The sequence below is a fragment of the Rothia sp. 11254D007BW genome (genome assembly GCF_053548195.1).
Map to the genome: position 1 here is coordinate 976718 of NZ_JBPWPK010000001.1, position 18363 is coordinate 995080.

15 protein-coding genes are annotated in these 18363 nt (G+C 58.7%); 9 read left to right on the forward strand and 6 right to left on the reverse strand.

Translation table 11 applies throughout. The annotated features are described in order from the left end of the window. Positions 1-61: 61 nt before the first annotated feature. From ACEE43_RS04380 to ACEE43_RS04390, 3 genes are all read right to left on the reverse strand, one after another. Positions 62-1462 (reverse strand): RNA polymerase sigma factor, encoded by a 1401-nt coding sequence (locus tag ACEE43_RS04380; RefSeq protein WP_272878678.1) that lies wholly within the window; start codon positions 1460-1462, stop codon positions 62-64. A 188-nt stretch (positions 1463-1650) separates the two neighbouring features. Continuing rightward, complete coding sequence (locus ACEE43_RS04385) at positions 1651-3057, reverse strand: DUF4192 family protein (protein ID WP_449107347.1); 1407 nt, start codon at positions 3055-3057, stop codon at positions 1651-1653. A 221-nt stretch (positions 3058-3278) separates the two neighbouring features. Next, a complete protein-coding gene (locus tag ACEE43_RS04390) occupies positions 3279-4244 on the reverse strand; it encodes a proteasome assembly chaperone family protein (RefSeq protein ID WP_449107346.1) in 966 nt (321 codons plus the stop codon). Positions 4245-4535: 291 nt separating this feature from the next. On the opposite strand from ACEE43_RS04390, the gene ACEE43_RS04395 reads away from it, so the two are divergent. The 4 genes from ACEE43_RS04395 to ACEE43_RS04410 all read left to right on the forward strand — a co-directional run bounded on the left by ACEE43_RS04395 (position 4536) and on the right by ACEE43_RS04410 (position 9960). After that, positions 4536-6050, forward strand: coding sequence for a leucyl aminopeptidase (locus ACEE43_RS04395; protein WP_449107345.1), 1515 nt, complete (start codon positions 4536-4538; stop codon positions 6048-6050). 179 nt (positions 6051-6229) lie between these two features. Beyond that, on the forward strand, positions 6230-7624 hold the full coding sequence (gene lpdA, locus ACEE43_RS04400) for a dihydrolipoyl dehydrogenase (protein WP_449107344.1): 1395 nt from the start codon (positions 6230-6232) through the stop codon (positions 7622-7624). A 98-nt stretch (positions 7625-7722) separates the two neighbouring features. After that, positions 7723-9417 (forward strand): 2-oxoglutarate dehydrogenase, E2 component, dihydrolipoamide succinyltransferase, encoded by a 1695-nt coding sequence (sucB, locus tag ACEE43_RS04405; protein ID WP_449107343.1) that lies wholly within the window; start codon positions 7723-7725, stop codon positions 9415-9417. A 159-nt stretch (positions 9418-9576) separates the two neighbouring features. Beyond that, positions 9577-9960, forward strand: a complete 384-nt coding sequence (locus ACEE43_RS04410; protein ID WP_449107342.1) for a hypothetical protein — start codon at positions 9577-9579, stop codon at positions 9958-9960. A gap of 94 nt (positions 9961-10054) precedes the next feature. Here ACEE43_RS04410 and ACEE43_RS04415 read toward each other — a convergent pair whose 3' ends face one another. Beyond that, positions 10055-11710 carry a protein kinase gene (locus tag ACEE43_RS04415; RefSeq protein ID WP_449107341.1) on the reverse strand — a complete coding sequence of 552 codons (1656 nt, stop codon included), beginning with the start codon at positions 11708-11710 and terminating at the stop codon, positions 10055-10057. Between the two features lie 195 nt (positions 11711-11905). Between ACEE43_RS04415 and lipB the strand changes: the two genes are divergently transcribed. The 3 genes from lipB (at position 11906) to ACEE43_RS04430 (ending at position 14534) form a co-directional block, all read left to right on the forward strand. Then, positions 11906-12583: a lipoyl(octanoyl) transferase LipB gene (lipB, locus tag ACEE43_RS04420; protein WP_449107340.1), complete on the forward strand. Its 678-nt coding sequence runs from the start codon at positions 11906-11908 to the stop codon at positions 12581-12583. Positions 12584-12650: 67 nt separating this feature from the next. Then, positions 12651-13658 carry a lipoyl synthase gene (gene lipA, locus ACEE43_RS04425; protein ID WP_185173127.1) on the forward strand — a complete coding sequence of 336 codons (1008 nt, stop codon included), beginning with the start codon at positions 12651-12653 and terminating at the stop codon, positions 13656-13658. A gap of 126 nt (positions 13659-13784) precedes the next feature. Further along, positions 13785-14534, forward strand: coding sequence for a DUF4191 domain-containing protein (locus tag ACEE43_RS04430; RefSeq protein WP_346874347.1), 750 nt, complete (start codon positions 13785-13787; stop codon positions 14532-14534). Between the two features lie 67 nt (positions 14535-14601). Here the strand turns inward: ACEE43_RS04430 and ACEE43_RS04435 are convergent, their stop codons facing one another. Then, entirely contained in the window at positions 14602-15303 is a 702-nt protein-coding gene (locus ACEE43_RS04435) for a hypothetical protein (RefSeq protein WP_449107339.1), read from the reverse strand. 12 nt (positions 15304-15315) lie between these two features. Beyond that, positions 15316-15705, reverse strand: a complete 390-nt coding sequence (locus ACEE43_RS04440) for an RDD family protein (RefSeq protein WP_449107338.1) — start codon at positions 15703-15705, stop codon at positions 15316-15318. A gap of 357 nt (positions 15706-16062) precedes the next feature. On the opposite strand from ACEE43_RS04440, the gene glnA reads away from it, so the two are divergent. Together glnA and budA are read left to right on the forward strand one after the other, a co-directional pair. Further along, on the forward strand, positions 16063-17487 hold the full coding sequence (gene glnA, locus ACEE43_RS04445; protein ID WP_449107337.1) for a type I glutamate--ammonia ligase: 1425 nt from the start codon (positions 16063-16065) through the stop codon (positions 17485-17487). Between the two features lie 111 nt (positions 17488-17598). Beyond that, positions 17599-18351 carry an acetolactate decarboxylase gene (gene budA, locus ACEE43_RS04450; protein ID WP_449107336.1) on the forward strand — a complete coding sequence of 251 codons (753 nt, stop codon included), beginning with the start codon at positions 17599-17601 and terminating at the stop codon, positions 18349-18351. Positions 18352-18363 lie beyond the last annotated feature (12 nt).

Sequence of the window (18363 nt, forward strand, 5' to 3'; positions counted from 1 at the left end):
GCCCCTCGAGCTAGAAGGCTCAAGGGCACCCGCCTGTACCGCAACTACAGCAGTTCGGTTTTTAGTCTAGGTAGTCACGCAGAACCTGAGAACGGCTGGGGTGACGGAGCTTAGACATAGTCTTTGATTCAATCTGGCGGATACGCTCGCGGGTAACGCCGTAGACCTTGCCGATTTCATCAAGGGTCTTGGGCTGACCGTCGGTCATACCAAAGCGCATAGCAACAACACCTGCTTCGCGCTCAGAGAGGGTATCAAGCACCGAGTGCAGCTGCTCCTGGAGCAGGGTGAATGAGACAGCATCGGCAGGTACTACTGCTTCGGAGTCCTCAATCAGGTCGCCAAACTCAGAGTCGCCGTCCTCGCCCAGAGGGGTGTGCAGGGAGATCGGCTCACGACCGTACTTCTGAACCTCGATGACCTTTTCAGGGGTCATATCGAGTTCCTTAGCGAGCTCTTCAGGGGTGGGTTCGCGACCCAGATCCTGCAGCATCTGACGCTGGACGCGGGCCAGCTTATTGATAACTTCAACCATGTGCACGGGGATGCGGATGGTACGGGCCTGGTCAGCCATTGCACGGGTGATAGCCTGACGGATCCACCAGGTTGCGTAGGTTGAGAACTTGAAGCCCTTTGAGTAGTCGAACTTCTCAACAGCACGAATCAGGCCCAGGTTACCTTCCTGAATCAGGTCGAGGAAGAGCATACCGCGGCCGGTGTAGCGCTTGGCCAGGGAGACCACCAGACGCAGGTTGGCTTCCAGCAGGTGGTTCTTGGCGCGACGGCCATCGTGAATTACCCAGCGCAGTTCCTTCTTGAGCTGCGGGTCCATATCGGGGTTCTCTTTGAGCTTGTGCTCGGCGTAGAGGCCGGCCTCAATACGCATAGCCAGGTCGACTTCCTGCTCAGCATTCAGCAGGGCAACCTTGCCGATCTGCTTGAGGTAGTCCTTGACGGGGTCTGCGGTAGCACCGGGGGTAACAACGCGGACGGCAGGGGCGTCATCTTCATCGTTGTTGGTCAAGACGAAGCCAGAACCCTTAGCTGCTACAGCTTCAGCTTCTTTCTTCTCTTCCTTGGTGACAGAGTCTGCCTCGTCTTCGTCATCGTCTTCATCGACATCTTCGATGTCGTCGGTATCGAGGTCTTCGTCGTCCAGATCGATATCGTCGTCGGCGAAATCGTCGTCCTCGTCCTTAGCCTTGCGGCTCTTCTTGGGGGCAGCCTTCTTAGCTGCGGTCTTCTTGGGGGCTCGCTGAGGTGCGGCGCTTTCTTCGTCGTCTGCTTCTACGGCGTCTGCTGCCTCGTCAGCCTTTTTTGCTTTGGCGCGAGTTGAGGTTTTTTTAGCGGTGGCTTTGGTTGCAGCGGTTTCGCTGGCTGCTTTCTTGCGTGCGGCTGGTGACACAGAAAACCTTTCTGAGCTAGTTGACCGTAGCGAGTGTGATGCGGTGTTCGCGGTCAAAACACCTAAGACCCTGTCAAGTGATCGATTCGCACAATACAGTTTCCAGGGTATCTATCGGTGGGTATAACGCCCGAGTAGGGGCTTCTATTCCCGATAGGAAGCTGTATTTTTGAAAGACACTTTGAGCGGGGTCAATAGTCAAGTATGACATGTTTTAGGTTTTCTAGCGAAGAAGGCACGGCCGCTTATCTGCGGTTCTTGGTCACGTAGGTCTCTGGGGCTCCGCCGGGCAGAGTAAGCCAGGTAGGGAAAGCACTGACGCTCAAAAGGTAATGCAGGGGTAGAGAGCCCCCATCGCGGTAGGTGCTGTCGATAGCCTCCAGCAGGTGGAAAGCTTCCGTAGAGTTGCCCCGCATCCAGCTTACCCACGCCTGTGCAGCAAGGAGGGAAGCTTCGGCTTTCCCCCTAGCGGAGCTTTCCAGCACGGCTGCCAAATGCCACAAGGCTTCCAGGCGCTTCCAGTCTGGCGGGGTGGGATCTACACCAAAGAGAGTTTCAGCCATTTCCTTCAGACTGTCTTCGGTACTATCTATCTGATCGTGCGCACCCTGTTCAGGCTGGCTGAGACGATCGAGCTGGTACCGGTGCAGGGTTGATGGCAGGGGCAGAACCCTATCCCCCGTAGTTTGCCTGTTCAGCCCCAGTTCTTGGCTGCCCTGTTCTAGAGCTCTCAGAGCTGCTAACGAGTCTTTGAGGGTACGGCAGGCCTGAAGAATCACGAGCTGGAGGGTTGCAAAGCTATCGAAAGAAGCGATCAGAAAACCAGCTGCATCGGGAATCACCTCAGCTCGTATAGTATCGGCTAAGGTCCCAGCGTAGAGCCCCCTGTTACCCCGCAGCCCATCAAGCAGGGACGCAACGGCACCTATAGCCTGCTCCCACAGCTCTAGTTCAGCAGCAATTTGGCAGGCTTCTTGAGGGTTTTGCTCTTGTTTCTCTTCCAGGTAGAAAGCGCTATAGGCTTCTGTATTGACCTGCCACCGTTCTTGTTCCTCTGGGTCATCAGTTCCCAGGGCTGTGCGATTCTTAAGTTCCTGGGCTTCATGTAAATCACTGGCAACAAGCGACCCGTGGGCTACCAGTTCGCTATACAGCGGGCTGGTCAAGACCTCGTCTAGAAAACCAGCAGGAGCCAGCTGCCCTTCCGCCGGATTCACAGCCCAGTAGGCCTGCTGCCCCACCGCAAGTACATCGAGTACATTCAGCCCGTGAAGGGTTGCGTGGGCTGGTGCGAGCTCCGCATAGCATTGGGCTGCTTCTAGGAAGGTTTTTTCTACCGGAACATCCACTTCTCCGGATGCTGCGCCATCGGCGAAGAGCAGCAAGAATACACTGGTGATGGGGTCCCCGGTGGGGCTATGGGTGGGGAAGGCCTCGAAGATATAGGTCAGGAAGTCATCCGGCGCTACCTCAGAAACATCGGGCATATCAACACGCAGCAGGGGCCCTATTCCCCCATCACTCAGGGCCAAGAGCATGATGGACTTTTCAGGCCAGTAGCCTAAAAGGTGTAGGGCAAGGGCAAGGACGTCACGCTCCGAGCTGAGGTAGGCAACGGCGGGTTCTTCTGGGGTGTGGTGAATCTCTGTCATAACTACCAGGCTGATAGAGAAGAACATCTAAGACGAGCTCAACCTGATCTGTGGATATTCTCCACCCACCGGTCATCCGGCGTCCACCCATGTCAAAAGAAATAATCAAGCCCTCACGGAACGCATACTTCCCGTAAATCGGTGAACCCATGACGTATCTATGACGCCCTTAAAGCGGGTTTTCACAGGTAGCTTCACCACGGGGTCAGACCCGGACCGGTTTAGGAACCTGAGGAGCCCAGGCCGCGGGGGCCGTCCTCGTCCGCTTCCCGGGCCCGGTGATCAAGCTGAGCCAAGAAGGCCTCTACCTCATCACCGATTTCATCCCGGCTCGGCACCTTGCCTGCTGCCCGCTGGGAGAGGGGCAGGCTGCCAAAGCCCTGGGCAGCATTGGCGTCGTAGGACTCTTCGAGGCGCTGAATCATCATCTGAATCTCAGGACTAGCGCTAGCTTGCTCGTCAATCTGTAGCTGAACGTTCTCCGAAAGCTCACGCAGGCGATCCGAGGGCAGGCTTAGCTTGGCAGCCAGCGATAGGTGCTCCATAGCGACAAGAGCGGTCTGGGGTAGCTCCGACTCCGATAGATACTGCGGCACATTGACCGCGAAACCGGCCGTTCCAATACCAGCCTCGGTCAAGCGCACCTCCAACAGGCTCGACACCGAACCGGGGACCAGGGCCTCGGGCTGGAAAGAGGAAATACCGACCGTCAAATCCTTCCGGGACCCGTGCGCGGTGACAGGAATAGGACGGGTATGGGGTACCGGCATGGGAAAACCAGTCACTGTCAGCGCCACCGAGACCTCAAGACGCTGGGCGATATCAACAACATCTGCCGTAAACCGCTGCCATAACAAATCAGGCTCAGCACCGGTAAGGAGCAAGAAAGGCTTGCCCAGGCGGTCTTCTACCGCATACAGCTTGAGCTCAGGGAGGACCGGATTAGTGTAGTGGTCCTTTTTGAAAGTAATGCGGGGTTTACGAGAACGGTAGTCGTGCAGGCGGTCAGCGTCAAACTCGATGACCGGCACATTCTCAAGTTCATGCAAGAGCACTTCACCGAGGTGCCCGGCGGTTCCACCAGCGTCCTGTGGGTGGGAGAGAGCAATGACGAGGGGCAAACCTCGCAGTCGATTGTTTTCAAACGCCCCGGCGTGAGCAATATACAGCCGATCTTCCTGCGTCATCTTCCTAGCCCCCTTCTTTCTTCCCGTCTTCTGTGAGTCTCTATAGTACTCCAGGGTATGGGCACAGTGTAGCCTAATGTCGCGGGTATAACGCTGGGAATATGCAGAGCTATTCCCAGCGGGGCTTAAACTCTAGCCCCGGCATCTTTTGCTGTTCGCTCTGGGGTTATTTAGGCTCCCCAACGTTGTGTAGGTTACATTTGGCCGCGGTTTTGGCCTACGCTTATACACGATAGCGCGGTCACTTATCTATGCCCGCCCCTCTTATTTCTGTTGTGAAGGGAGAAACCTGTGAGCGATTCTCACGACCTGTCATTCTCTGTAACGGCCCCCGACCTTGAGGCCCTCGAAGCCGACGTGCTGGTACTCGGCGTTTATTCCGGCAAGGAAGGCCCCTCGCTGGCCAGCAACCCCCTCGACGCCGAAACAGCCGAGGGCCTTGAGGCCATTTTGGAGGATTTGGGAGTCAGCGGTGGGCAGGACGAGCTCGTCCGACTTCCCGGCTTTGACGAAGCCGGTGCTGATGTAGTTGCCCTCATCGGCCTGGGTGCTCAGAAAGAGGACGCCGCCGCCCACCGTCTTGCCCTGCGCTACGCAGCGGGCTCAGCCGTCCGCCAGCTTGCCGGTGTAGAAACCGTTGCTCTGGCCCTGGGCGCAGAGTCTGTAGAAGATGTTGCTGCCCTGGCTGAGGGCGCCGCCTATGGCGCCTTTGCCGACACCCAGATGCGCGCTAAAACCGCTGATTCGGTCAAGGCTCCCGTCGCCGAGGTTCTCATTGTCACCGATGTAGCCCCCGCTGAGGCAGAAGGTGCCCTGACTCGGGCTCTCATCCTGGGTGAAGCCGTTGACCACACCCGTCGTCTGGTCAACACTCCCCCGTCTCACCTCTACCCCGAGACTTTTGCAGAGCGTGCTCTAACTCGAGTAGAAGGGCTTGAGAAGATTGAAACCAAGGTCTGGGACTACGATGCACTGGTTGCTGAAGGCTTCGGCGGCATCGCTGGCGTTGGGCAGGGCTCAGAACGCAAGCCCCGCCTGGTAGAGGTCAAGTACACCCCCGAAAAGGCTGAAAAGACCGTTGCCATTGTGGGCAAGGGCATCACCTTCGACACCGGTGGCATTTCGCTCAAGCCCGCCGGGTCCATGACCACCATGAAGTCCGATATGGCAGGTGCCGCAACCGTCCTCAACGTCGTGGCAGCAGCTTCTGAGCTCAACCTGCCGGTTGCCGTACACGGCTACCTCTGCCTGGCTGAGAACATGCCCGGTGGCAATTCCATTCGCCCCGAAGATGTGCTGACCATGCGCAGCGGTCACACCGTTGAAGTCATGAATACCGACGCCGAAGGTCGCCTGGTCATGGCGGATGGCCTAGCCCTGGCCTCCGAGGGCGAGCCCGACGTCCTTCTCGACATCGCAACCCTCACCGGTGCCCAGCTCGTCGCTCTGGGCGTGCGCACCGCAGCGGTCATGGGTGACGATACCGTCCGCCAGCAGGTTGTTGAAGCAGCTACCGAAGCCGGCGAAGACTACTGGCCCATGCCTATGCCCGAGCACCTGCGCAAGAGCCTCAAGTCCCCCGTCGCCGACCTGCAGAACATCGGCTCCCGCTACGGCGGCATGCTGGTAGCAGGCCAGTTCCTGGAGGAATTCGTGGGCGAAAAGGACGGCGCAAAGATTCCCTGGGCCCACCTGGACTTTGCAGGCCCCTCCTTCAACGAGGAAGGCCCCTACGGTTTTACCCCCAAGGAAGGCACCGGCCACTCCATCGCCACCCTGATTAAGTTCATCGAGGCCTACGCCTAAGCATCTTGCTTTCCAGGGAACTTTTACATTTGCACCCCGTTGCCCGTGTTCTAGCAGGTAACGGGGTGTAATCATGCCCACCCGAGCAATAAAACACCTGCCAATAGTGGCAGGTGGACGCATTCAAGGGATAAGCTAGAAAACGACAGTACATAAGGGGGCTTAGGCCTCCGCGACCCATGCAAGGGAGCGTCAACGTGGCCGATTCGGCAACAACAGAATTCGATATCCTCATCCTCGGTGGCGGTAGCGCCGGTTACTCCGCAGCTCTGCGCGCGATACAGCTGGGCTTCACCGTAGGTCTGATCGAAAAGAGCAACCTGGGCGGCACCTGCCTGCACACCGGTTGCATCCCCACCAAGGCTTACCTGCACGCTGCAGAACTCGCATCCGAGGCTCAGCACGCTTCAAAGTACGGTGTAAACACCACCCTCGAGTCCATCGATATGGCTAAGGTTCGTGACTACAAGGACGGCATCGTCGCCGGCAAGTTCAAGGGCCTGACCGGCCTTCTCAAGATGAAGAAGGTCACCGTCATCGAGGGCGAAGGCAAGCTCACCGGCAAGGACACCATCACCGTCGCCGGCACCGAATACAAGGGCAAGCACATCATCCTGGCATCCGGTTCTGTCTCCAAGACTTTCGGCATCGAGATTCGTGACCGCGTGCTCACCTCCACCGAAGCCCTGCAGATGGACTACCTGCCCAAGAGCGCTATCGTTCTGGGCGGCGGCGTCATCGGCTCCGAGTTCGCCTCCATGTGGAACTCCATGGGCGTAGAGGTCACCATCATCGAGGGCCTTCCCCACCTGGTCCCCAACGAAGACCCCTCCATCATCAAGGTCGTTGAGCGCGAATTCAAGAAGCGCGGCATCAAGTCCTCACTGGGCAAGTTCTTCAAGACCGTTGAACAGGACGCCAACGGCGCCAAGGTCACCCTTGAAGACGGCACCGTATTCGAAGCTGACATCGTTCTCGTGGCTGTGGGTCGTGGCCCCAACACCGAGGGCTTTGGCTACGACGAGCAGGGCCTGACCATGGACCGTGGCTTCGTTATCACCAACGAGCGCCTGCACACCGGCGTTGGCAACATCTACGCTATCGGCGACATCGTCCCCGGTGTTCAGCTGGCCCACCGCGGTTACCAGCAGGGCCGCTTCGTTGCCGAAGAAATCGCAGGCCTCAACCCCCAGATTGTTGAAGACATCAACATCCCCAAGGTCACCTTCTGCGAGCCTGAGATCGCCTCCATTGGCTACTCCCAGCCTAAGGCTGAAGAGAAGTTCGGCAAGGAAAACGTTGAGGTTGCAGAGTACAACCTGGCTGGCAACGGTAAGTCCTCCATCCTGGGCACCGGCGGCCTGGTCAAGGTCGTCCGCGAGAAGAACGGCCCCATCATCGGCGTTCACGCTGTTGGTAAGCGCATGGGCGAGCAGATTGGCGAGGCCCAGATGTGGGTTGTCTGGGAAGCCTTCCCCGAGGATGTCGCCCAGTTCATCCACGCCCACCCCACCCAGAACGAATCCCTGGGCGAGGCTGCAATGGCTCTGGCAGGCGCACCCCTGCACGGCTAAGACAAGCCCCTGCGGTAGGCGCTGGCCCTGACCCTGGTTATAGGGTCAGCGCCTACCCCTACAAATTTTTATCACTCACAAGGAGAGCACGAAGGACTATGTCCACCACCGTAGAACTGCCCGCACTGGGCGAATCCGTAACCGAGGGTACCGTTACCCGCTGGCTCGTTGAGGTTGGCGAAACCGTTGAGGTTGACCAGCCCATCGTTGAGGTTTCCACCGACAAGGTCGACACCGAAGTTCCCTCACCCGTAGCCGGTGTTGTTGAGAAGATTCTCGTTGAAGAGGACGAGGACGTCGAGGTCGGCGCTCCCCTCATCGTTATTGGCGACGGCTCCGGCGCAGGCTCATCTGACGATGCCCCCGCTGCAGAAGCCCCCAAGGCTGAAGAGAAGGAAGAAGCTCCCGCCGCTGAGGAAAAGAAGGAAGAGGCACCTGCTGCCGCCCCCGCGTCCTCAGGCTCAGCTTCTGGCACCGAGGTTACCCTGCCCGCTCTGGGCGAGTCCGTCACCGAAGGCACCATCACCCGCTGGCTCAAGGAAGTTGGCGAAGAAGTTGCTGTCGACGAGCCCCTCGTAGAGGTTTCCACCGACAAGGTCGACACCGAAGTTCCCTCACCCGTAGCCGGTACCCTGCTCGAAATCCGCATCCAGGAAGACGAGGACGCCGAAGTCGGCCAGGTTCTGGCTATCATCGGTGACGCTTCAGCCGCTTCTGCTCCCGCAGAAGAGAAGAAGGAAGAAGCACCCGCAGCTGAGGAAAAGAAGGAAGAAGCACCCGCTGTTTCCTCCACCGACGAAGCTGCAGAGGCCCCCGCTGTTGAACTGCCCTCCGGCGAAAACGGCGAAGCCTACGTCACTCCCCTGGTCCGCAAGCTGGCCAAGCAGGAAGGCATCGACCTGTCCACCATCAAGGGCACCGGTGTTGGCGGCCGCATCCGCAAGCAGGACGTCCTGGCTGCTGCTGAAGCTAAGAAGGGCGCTGCTCCCGTAGCATCAGCACCCGCTGCTGAAGCTCCCGCAACCGCAGCTCCTGCCAAGAAGGAAGCCCCCAAGGCTGCAGCGTCCTCAAAGCGCGGCACCACCGAAAAGGCTCCCCGCATCCGCCAGACCGTTGCTAAGCGCATGGTTGAGTCACTGGCTGTTTCAGCTCAGCTGACCACCGTCCAGGAAATCGATCTGACCCGTCTGGTTGCCCTGCGCAACAAGGCTAAGGCCGGCTTCGAGGCTCGCGAGGGCACCAAGCTCACCTTCCTGCCCTTCTTCACCAAGGCAGTCACCGAAGCTCTGCAGCAGTTCCCCCAGTTCAACTCATCCATGAGCGATGACTTCAAGGAAATCACCTACCACGGTTCCGAGAACATCGGCCTGGCAGTTGACACCCCCAAGGGCCTGCTCGTTCCCGTTGTCAAGGACGCCGGCGACCTCAACATCGCAGGTATCGCAAAGAAGATCAACGACGTTGCCAAGCGCGCTCGTGACGGCCAGGTCGGCCCCGAGGAGCTATCAGGTTCAACCTTCACCATCTCCTCCACCGGCCAGACCGGCGGTGTCTTCTTCACCCCGATCATCAACCAGCCCAACGTAGCGATCCTGGGCATCGGCTCCACCAACAAGCGTCCTGCTGTTATCCAGGATGCCGAGGGTAACGATGTTATCGCGATCCGCTCACTGGCTTACTTCTCACTGACCTACGACCACCGCGTTGTAGACGGTGCGGACGCTGGCCGCTTCCTGGCCTTCCTCAAGCAGCGTCTTGAAGAAGCAGCTTTCGAGGCTGAGGTTGGTCTCTAAACCACAGGTCTTAGTTCTCTGAACTAGGCTCTCAGGTGCCCCGCTAGCAGCAGTTAGCGGGGCACTTTTCTATCTACTAGGGGCTCGCGTGGTCACCCCCACACCGGTTTTAGTGGCGAGCTGTCGCTAAATAAACAGGTATTACGTAGACTTGTCATTATGGCTATCGCATTTTCAATTCTTCTTTTCTTGCACATCGTTGGTGCCGCAATGGTTTTCGGCCTGTGGCTAGGCACCTTTAAGCAGGGCATCGTTCTGCCCGGTCAGTTCCACGCGGCCCTGCTGCAGGTTGTCACCGGTTTTGCTCTCTACTTCATCCAGATGTCACAGAACATGGCTCTGAACCACATGATGATTGGCATCAAGATGGTGATTGCCCTGGTCATCGCCGTAGCGGCCTTTATGGGCCAGAAGAAGTACAAGGCTGCCCGTGCCCTGGGCACCCCTGAAAACGGTAAGAACGTAGCCCTGGCCCATACTGTTGGTGGCCTGGCCCTGCTCAATATCGCTATCGCTGTTTTCATGCAATACCCCCAGATCTAATCAAGGCAAGAACACCTAGGTTCTTACTCCCAGGGGCGGTGTACCGATTTGGTGCACCGCCCCTGGTCTATATATAGCGGCAGGGCTGTAGGTGCTAGAGGGCGGACGGGTCTAGGGGTAGGGGCTGTGCCTCGGTCAGCAGGTAGGTTCCGCCCTCGGCTTGAAGAATCAGCTCCACGCTTTGGAGCACCCTGCCATCGTGCCGGCTTATACCCTGCACTGCCAGTTCCTGGTCACTACCTGCGGGACTGTAGCCGGTCGCTTGCACCGTAGCCAGGAGCCTGTAGCCGTTCTCGGTTGCCGTGATTTCGCTGATATCAACCAGTTCTGTGCTCATATCGGCTAAAGAGGCTGCACCTTCATGCGCCAGTAGCTGGCTATCGGCTTCAGCCAGGGGTGAGCCTAAAACCGCGTAATCACCTATTTCCGTAGTTTCCCCAGAGGCAAGTACCCGGCTCCGGGTGGCTACGAGCTCTGCTGCGAGAAGAGCTACGTCGTCATCGCTGGGTTCTAGGGTTACTACCTGGTCTTGCTCGACCTCTGTCTGCGGCTTCTCGCTAGCACGCTGGTGATCTACCTCTGACGGTGTAAGTGCAGGAAGAGAGCCTGCTGCCTCAACCGCTGCCGGGGCAGCTGAATCGTGCTGGGGCTCTGATGCGAGCAGCTGGTACCCGGCCCCGCCCAGGGCTAGAGCCCCTATCAGGACAGCGCCGCTCAGGGCCCAGCGCTCCCGCAGATACTGTCCCAGCTGCATCCGCCCGGTTCCCACAGCACTCCGCTTAAGGCGGGGCTTCCTCCGATGAGGCGCCTTACTCCCCCGCGATACATCGGGCAGTTTCCCGTACATCTGACGGCGTTGTTTCACCGCCCGGCGGGGCTCTACTGGCGCAGGCTGCCTGTAGGCAGGAAGGCGGGGACGCACACTTTGGTGGGCGCTGAGGTGAAGTTCGAGGGGCTCGGGGTCTGCCGCCAGTTCAATAAGTGCTAGTAGGTCAGTAAGCTGGGGCTGCTGGGCACGAGAGTCGATAGCGTCCTCAAGGGTCTGGGCAAGGGCGTCGCTGGCCTGGGGTACAGCCAGATTCAGGGGAGCCCTCAGACGCATGGCCTTAGGCTCTTCCCCGCTGAGGCAGAGCCACAGCAGGGCGGCGCAGGCTGCGATGTCATCTGCCTGCCGGCTCTTCTGTACCGCGGACGCCAGTGGGCGGGTATCAATATCGGGGGCAAGGAGTTTCAGCTCACCCCGCACGGTGAAAACGCAGTGGCGGGCCGCTAGCTCAGAATAGGCAAAGCCCTGTTCGTGGAGGTAACCCAGCGCCTGGGTGAGGGCTCTGGCAACGGTGGTTACCTGACCCAGTGGCAGTTTTCCCTTGGCTCGGCAATAGTCGGCGAGGGTGCCAGCCTCGGCCGCTTCATACCAGATATGGTAGGAGTCCTGCGATGAGGTCACAGCATCGACCCTCAGCACTGCGGGGTGCGGGGTCAGGGAACACAGCCGTTCTGCGGATTTCGCACTAGCTTCTGCATCGCCGGTGATCTGAGTCAGGGTGTAGGGGCCTGCCTGCAGCTCGAGGTGGGCGGCACTTTGGTAGCCGCAGTCCACGATCCAGGTGCTGTGGTGGGCTCCGCTTTCAAGGCGGTAGCGCGGGGTTACGTCGGGCAGGTTACCGGGTATCGGCAGGGCCTGGTCGTTTTCTTGTTCAGGCGGTGCGGACGCCCGGGTCGGCTGGGGTAGGTCTGTGGGGGTACTCATGCTTTAGCTATACACCACCTGGCAGCGCCACCGCCGGGAGTATCCACAGGGCCAGCATTTACGCTAGTCAACCGCATGAAGGTGCCCTGTGGATAAAAACGTCATCTAACGTCACAGCGCCACACCGGGAGTTCAGACGACCAGAGTCTCCCTGAATATTTTCGCCCCACCGCCAAAAGGGCTACCCTAGAAGGTATGGCACTTTTGTTTGAACGGGTCGGGCTTGCCCCCGACTATGTGGAATATACCTCCGCGCTGGACTACCAGCGCACCGTCCACGAAGAAGTCGCCACCGGCGTCCGGCAAAATACCGTCCTACTGCTAGAACACGAAGAAGTCATTACCGCCGGTAAGCGTACCGAAGACCACGAATACCCGACCGATAACCGCGTGCCCGTCATCAAAATCGACCGCGGTGGTAAGCTCACCTGGCACGGCCCCGGCCAGCTGGTTGGCTACCCTATCGTGCAGCTGCCCGAGCCCATCGACGTCGTCCGCTACGTGCGGGTACTCGAAGAGGTACTCATCAACGTCCTGACCGATCTGGGCATCGCCTGCCAGCGCGTCGAGGGGCGTTCAGGAGTCTGGGTGCTAGGCGACGGCGCCCTGGTGCAAGACAAAAAAATCGCAGCTATCGGCATCCGCGTTGCAAAGAACACCACCATGCACGGTTTCTCCATCAACTGCAACAACCCCACCGACCCCTTCGGCGCCTTTATCCCCTGCGGCATCACCGATGCGGGCGTCACCACCGTTAGCGAACAACTGGGCCGGAATATAACCCCTGCCGACATTGTTGACCGTATAGAAGAAGAGCTGGCTCGCTATGCCGACCAGCTCGCCGCCGACTTCACACCGACCACCAGCGCATAACCCGCTTCCCGGCAGAAGCCGCCAGCACACCCACCACAGGTTTACCACCAAAGGAGAACCCCACCTCATGAGCGCCCAGCCAGAAGGCCGCAAGCTACTTCGCGTTGAAGCCCGCAATGCAGAGGTCCCCATCGAGAAGAAGCCCTCATGGATCAAAACCAAGGCCAAGGTTGGCCCCGAATACAAAGAAATGGTTGACCTCGCCCGCGGCTCAGGCCTGCACACCGTCTGTGAAGAAGCCGGCTGCCCCAATATCTACGAGTGTTGGGAAGACCGCGAAGCAACCTACCTGATTGGCGGTTCAGAGTGCACCCGCCGTTGCGACTTCTGCATGATTGACACCGGTAAGCCCGTTGCCATCGACCGCACCGAGCCCCTCAAGGTGGCTCTCAACGTCAAGAAAATGGGTCTGCGCTACGCCACCGTCACCGGTGTTGCACGCGATGACCTTGAGGACGGCGGCGCCTGGCTCTATGCCGAAACCATCCGCCAGATTCATCGCGTTTCACCCAATACCGGTGTTGAAATTCTGATCCCTGACTTTAAGGGTAAGGAAGAGGACGTTCAGCAGGTCATCGACGCAGCCCCCGAGGTTTTCGCCCACAACCTTGAAACCGTCCCTCGTATCTTCCGCCAGATTCGCCCCGCCTTCCGCTACGAGCGCTCCCTGGACGTCATCACCCAGGGCAAGGAAGCCGGTCTGATTACCAAGTCCAACCTGATCCTGGGCATGGGTGAAACCAACGAAGAGGTCTACGAGGCCCTCTGCGATCTGCACGATGCCGGCTGCGACCTGATTACCCTCACCCAGTACCTGCGCCCGGGCCCCCTCTTCCACCCCATCGAGCGTTGGGTCAAACCCGCCGAGTTCGTTGAGCTCTCAAAGATGGCCGAAGAGATTGGCTTTGCCGGTGTAATGGCAGGTCCCATGGTGCGCTCGTCCTACCGGGCCGGTAAGCTCTGGGCCCGTGCCATGAAGAAGCAGGGACGCGAAATCCCTGAGCACCTGTCGCATATCGACGACTCAGGCTTTGCTATGCAGGAGGCTAGCTCCCTGGTAGCAGCAGGGGCCTAAAGGACGCTACCCCCTAGGGTTTCAAGCGCCCACCGGTTTCATCGGTGGGCGCTTGCCGTATAGAATGGGTAAGTTAGGGCGCGTATCGCACCCGCCCGCCCAGAATCGACTCACGAAGGAAACACAGTGGCTGAATCCCGTGGCAGCACCCGCGCACAGACCCGCGAAGAAAAGAAGAAGGCTCGCGAAGAGCGCCGCGCCAAGCGTGGCCCCGGCATGTTTGCTCAGATGAAGCAGGTCTATGCCATGACCCGCGAGCAGGACCCCAATATCCCCTGGATTATGGCCCTGGTCTTCTTCGGCACTATCCTGGTCTTCCTGCTCATCGGCCTGTTGCTGAACAACTGGATCACTTTCCTCCTCATTGGTATTCCTCTGGGTATTCTGTTTGCCGTCATGGTGCTCTCACGCCGAGCAGAAAAAGCAGCCTTCGCCCAGTTGGAGGGTCAGCCAGGCCGCTCTGGCGCTGCCCTCTCAACCCTGCGCCGCGGCTGGATTTTCGAGCAGCAGCCCGTAGCTGCCAATAAGTCTCAGGACGTCGTCTTCCGCGCTATCGGCCGCCCCGGCATCGTCCTGGTCACCGAAGGCCCCACCGGTCGCGTCAACGCCCTGGTACAGAAGGAAAAGCTCAAGTACTCCAAGATTGTGCCCACCGTCCCCGTGACCGTGATCAACACCGGCCACGCTGAGGGTCAGGTTGAGCTCAAGCAGCTCACCAAGACCATGAACAAGCTGCCCAAGAAGCTGACCCAGCAGGAAATGCACCAGGTCGCCAACCGCATTGATTCGCTGTCCAAGCACAACAACATGCTGAATGCTATTCCTAAGGGTATTGACCCCATGCGTATGCGCCCCGACCGCAAGGGCATGCGCTAAGCCTCAAACATAGGTGGCCCGCTCAACCAACGTTGAGCGGGCCCCCTTTTTTATCTCTGCAAAAGTATTACTCTACTGACTGCTTTTTAGAACCGCGCCACCAGTTCATGATGAAGACGTAGGCGATCAGAGCCAGGGTTATCTGCATCATGTAGCGGTCAATGGTTTCAAGAGTGGGTTGAATACCCTCGCCGAAACGCAGACCCAGGTAGAGGTAAAAAAGTTTGTTAGCCACAGCCAGCAGGTAGATGTAAAGACCAATCATCCAGCCCTTGAGCTTACGAATACCGGCGATGGCCACCAGAATCGTTGCCGGAATCGGTGAGAAGGGGATAAAGCCAAGAAGCAGGCTCAGAAAAAGGTGTTTCTCAACGAAACCCTCAAGCTTACGCCACCACAGGGGGGTGTGGTTAGCGAACAGCCAGGTGATGAAGTCCTGCCCCCAGTGCTTCCCCATAAAGAAGTAGACCGCCATGAACTTGATGTGGCTGGCGGCAGCAGCTGCGGTCAGGGCTGCCAGCATGAGGGCAGCTCCCTGATTCTGGGCAGCGGTGATCAGCAACCCCAGTCCCGAACCGGTCAGCAAAGAAACCAGCCAGGGTGCGTTGACCAGCAGATTAGGTCGCAGGGGAATCATGACCATCGAGAAAATGGTCATGAAGGCGAGTAGGCTCAGGAGCACCTTATCGACGGGGCCGGGCTTTGTGAGAAAGGACGGCAGCGCCGGGTCGTTCTCTTTCGGCGGCTCTTCGCCGGTAGGGTTCGTCATATCGTCTTTCATTTATCGAATCATCACCAAAATAGTATGGCGGGCCCGGTCGTGCAGGCCGCGCTGGTCGGCATCCATAATGACAACGGGCAGCACCAGCATGACCATAGACTGGCGAATCAGAGCGGTCAGCCAGCCAGCGGGCTTACCATTAAGTCGCTGTACCTGCATACCGAGGGCAAAATGCCCCACCGTATGCCCCATAAAACCGACGGCAGCAACCATATAGAGCCAGAAAATAACCAGCTGGGCAACATCAAGCACAGCGGTATTCACGCCCGGAAAAACCGTCTGCCCCAGCACAAAAAACATGCCCTCAATGAGCAGCCAGTCAATCCAAAAGGCCAGCAAACGGCGCACCGGGCGAGCAATAGCACCCCGCCCCGACCGCGGCCTGCCCATATTCTGCCCGGGGTACTCCTGGTCGGTAGGAGCCCCCTCTATCCAAGAACCTAAATCTCTTCTCGTAACCACCCAACTAACCTTACCGGCTCCTACCCCCTTTCCGCCCAAGAAAACCGGGCGCAGGCGTCCTACCCTCTGAGAAACCTGACCCCAAACCACCTACACTAGAAAAGGGGAACCTAGCCACCCAAACCCACGTAACACCAACGCAATTCAAGCGCCGGTACGTTACACACGCGAAACAAAAGCGATACTTTAGGGCAAAAAATACACCCTAGGCTAGAAACAACAGCGAGGGAGCCCACCCAACCGGGCACCCATGGGTCGAAAACAACTCAAGGAGAACAAACGACCATGTTCACTACCGCACAGGAAGTCCTCGACTTCATCAAGAACGAAGACATCAAGTTCGTTGACATCCGCTTCTGCGACCTGCCCGGCGTACAGCAGCACTTCAACCTGCCCGCTAAGGCTATCGACGAAGACTTCTTCACCGTAGGCCAGATGTTCGACGGCTCCTCAATCCGCGGCTTCCAGGGCATCGCCGAATCAGACATGCAGCTGATCCCCGACGTCTCCAGCTGCTACGTTGACCCCTTCCGCCTTGAGAAGACCCTGGTTGTTACCGGCTCCATCGTCAACCCCCGCACCGGCGAGTCCTACCACCGCGACCCCCGCGGCGTCGCCGAACGCGCCGAAGAATACCTGAAGTCAACCGGTATCGCTGACACCGCCTTCTTCGCATCAGAAGCAGAATTCTTCGTCTTCGAAAACGTCCAGCACGAAGTTACCCCCCAGTCAGTCTTCTTCAAAATCGACTCAGACGAGGCACCCTGGAACTCCGGCCGCAAGGAAGAGGGCGGCAACCTCGGTAACAAGACCCTCGCCAAGGGCGGCTACTTCCCCGTTTCCCCCGTCGACAAGCAGGCTGACCTGCGTGACGCCATGTGCGTAGCCCTCGACGAGGTAGGCCTCGAAGTAGAGCGCTCCCACCACGAAGTAGGCGCCCCCGGCCAGGCTGAGATCAACTACAAGTTCTCCACCCTAACCCAGGCAGCAGACGACCTGCTCAAGTTCAAGTACGTCATCAAGAACACCGCTGACCAGTGGGGCAAGACCGTCACCTTCATGCCCAAGCCCGTCTTCGGCGACAACGGCTCAGGCATGCACTGCCACCAGTCACTCTGGCAGGACGGCGAGCCCCTCTTCTACGACGAGCGCGGCTACGCGGGTCTCTCAGACGTTGCCCGCTGGTACATCGGCGGTCTGATTGAGCACTCCTCATCAGTTCTGGCCTTCACCAACCCCACCGTCAACTCCTACAAGCGCCTGGTGCCCGGTTACGAAGCCCCCATCAACATGGTCTACTCCCAGGGCAACCGTTCCGCCGGCATCCGCATCCCCATCACCGGTACCAACCCCAAGGCAAAGCGCCTCGAGTTCCGTGCACCCGACCCCTCATCCAACCCCTACCTGGCTTTCGCAGCCCAGCTCATGGCAGGTCTGGACGGCATCCGCAACCGCATCGAACCCCCGGCACCCATCGACAAGGACCTCTACGAGCTGCCCGCCGAAGAAGCAGCAGACATCAAGAAGGCACCCGCCAACCTTGAAGAAGCCCTTGACGCCCTCGAAAAGGACCACGATTTCCTTCTGGCAGGCGACGTCTTCACCGAAGACCTCATCTCAGCCTGGATTGACTACAAGCGCAGCAACGAGCTCGCTCCCCTGCTGTTGGTCCCCCACCCCCTCGAATACCAGATGTACTACGGCGTCTAAGCCCCGGTAAACTGACATTCACAAGCACAAAGCCGCGCTAGGCGTCCGCACCGCAAGGACGCCGCAGCGCGGCTTTTGCGCACACCCACCGCTTACCCCAAGGAGATAACCATGAGCCCCCAAAGCACCATTCTCGAAGGCCGCTCCACCATCTACCGCAACGAGGTCTTCCAAACCGGTCTGATGAGCCAGCTTTTGGACGGCATCTACGACGGGGATATGACCATCGGCGAACTACTGGGTCACGGCAATTTCGGGGTGGGCACCTTTGACGGGCTAGACGGTGAAATGATCGTGCTTGATGGCACCTGCTACCAGATGCGCTACGACGGCTCTATCTCGCTGGCCTCGCTCGATCAGAAGACTCCCTTTGCAGTCATTACCAACTTCGTACCCGCCATCAAACGGGATCTGCCCACCAACCTACTGCGGACCTCAGCCAGCCAGGTACTCGATAACTTCACCCTGTCAGATAACTACATGTACGCCATCAAAATCGTGGGCGACTTCGAATGGGTACGCACCCGCACGGTCAAAAAGCAGGAAAAGCCCTACCCCAAGATGGTTGACGCCGTTGAAGGCGAAGACATCGTCCAGTTTGATGATGTCTCCGGCACCATCGTGGGCTTCCGCACCCCCATTTACGAGCAGGGTATCGGCGTGCCCGGCTGCCACGCCCACTTCATCGACGACGAGCGCACCCGCGGCGGTCACGTAGTCGACTTCAAACTGCGCAGCGCCCACGTAGAAATCTGCCCCGGCACCGGTCTACGCCTACATCTGCCCCTCAACGAGGCCTTTTCAAATGCAGATCTGTCTCCAGAAGATCTGGCAGATCAGATATCAAAGGCTGAGAAGCACTAGGGCGACCTACAG

What these genes read in the sequence shown, in the direction of transcription:
- ACEE43_RS04385 (WP_449107347.1), bottom strand. Translation starts at nt 3,057, where the DNA reads ATGACAGAGATTCACCACACCCCAGAAGAACCCGCCGTTGCCTACCTC.
- ACEE43_RS04390 (WP_449107346.1), bottom strand. Translation starts at nt 4,244, where the DNA reads ATGACGCAGGAAGATCGGCTGTATATTGCTCACGCCGGGGCGTTTGAA.
- lpdA (WP_449107344.1), top strand. Translation starts at nt 6,230, where the DNA reads ATGCAAGGGAGCGTCAACGTGGCCGATTCGGCAACAACAGAATTCGAT.
- sucB (WP_449107343.1), top strand. Translation starts at nt 7,723, where the DNA reads ATGTCCACCACCGTAGAACTGCCCGCACTGGGCGAATCCGTAACCGAG.
- ACEE43_RS04410 (WP_449107342.1), top strand. Translation starts at nt 9,577, where the DNA reads ATGGCTATCGCATTTTCAATTCTTCTTTTCTTGCACATCGTTGGTGCC.
- ACEE43_RS04415 (WP_449107341.1), bottom strand. Translation starts at nt 11,710, where the DNA reads ATGAGTACCCCCACAGACCTACCCCAGCCGACCCGGGCGTCCGCACCG.
- lipB (WP_449107340.1), top strand. Translation starts at nt 11,906, where the DNA reads ATGGCACTTTTGTTTGAACGGGTCGGGCTTGCCCCCGACTATGTGGAA.
- lipA (WP_185173127.1), top strand. Translation starts at nt 12,651, where the DNA reads ATGAGCGCCCAGCCAGAAGGCCGCAAGCTACTTCGCGTTGAAGCCCGC.
- ACEE43_RS04435 (WP_449107339.1), bottom strand. Translation starts at nt 15,303, where the DNA reads ATGACGAACCCTACCGGCGAAGAGCCGCCGAAAGAGAACGACCCGGCG.
- ACEE43_RS04440 (WP_449107338.1), bottom strand. Translation starts at nt 15,705, where the DNA reads ATGGGCAGGCCGCGGTCGGGGCGGGGTGCTATTGCTCGCCCGGTGCGC.
- glnA (WP_449107337.1), top strand. Translation starts at nt 16,063, where the DNA reads ATGTTCACTACCGCACAGGAAGTCCTCGACTTCATCAAGAACGAAGAC.
- budA (WP_449107336.1), top strand. Translation starts at nt 17,599, where the DNA reads ATGAGCCCCCAAAGCACCATTCTCGAAGGCCGCTCCACCATCTACCGC.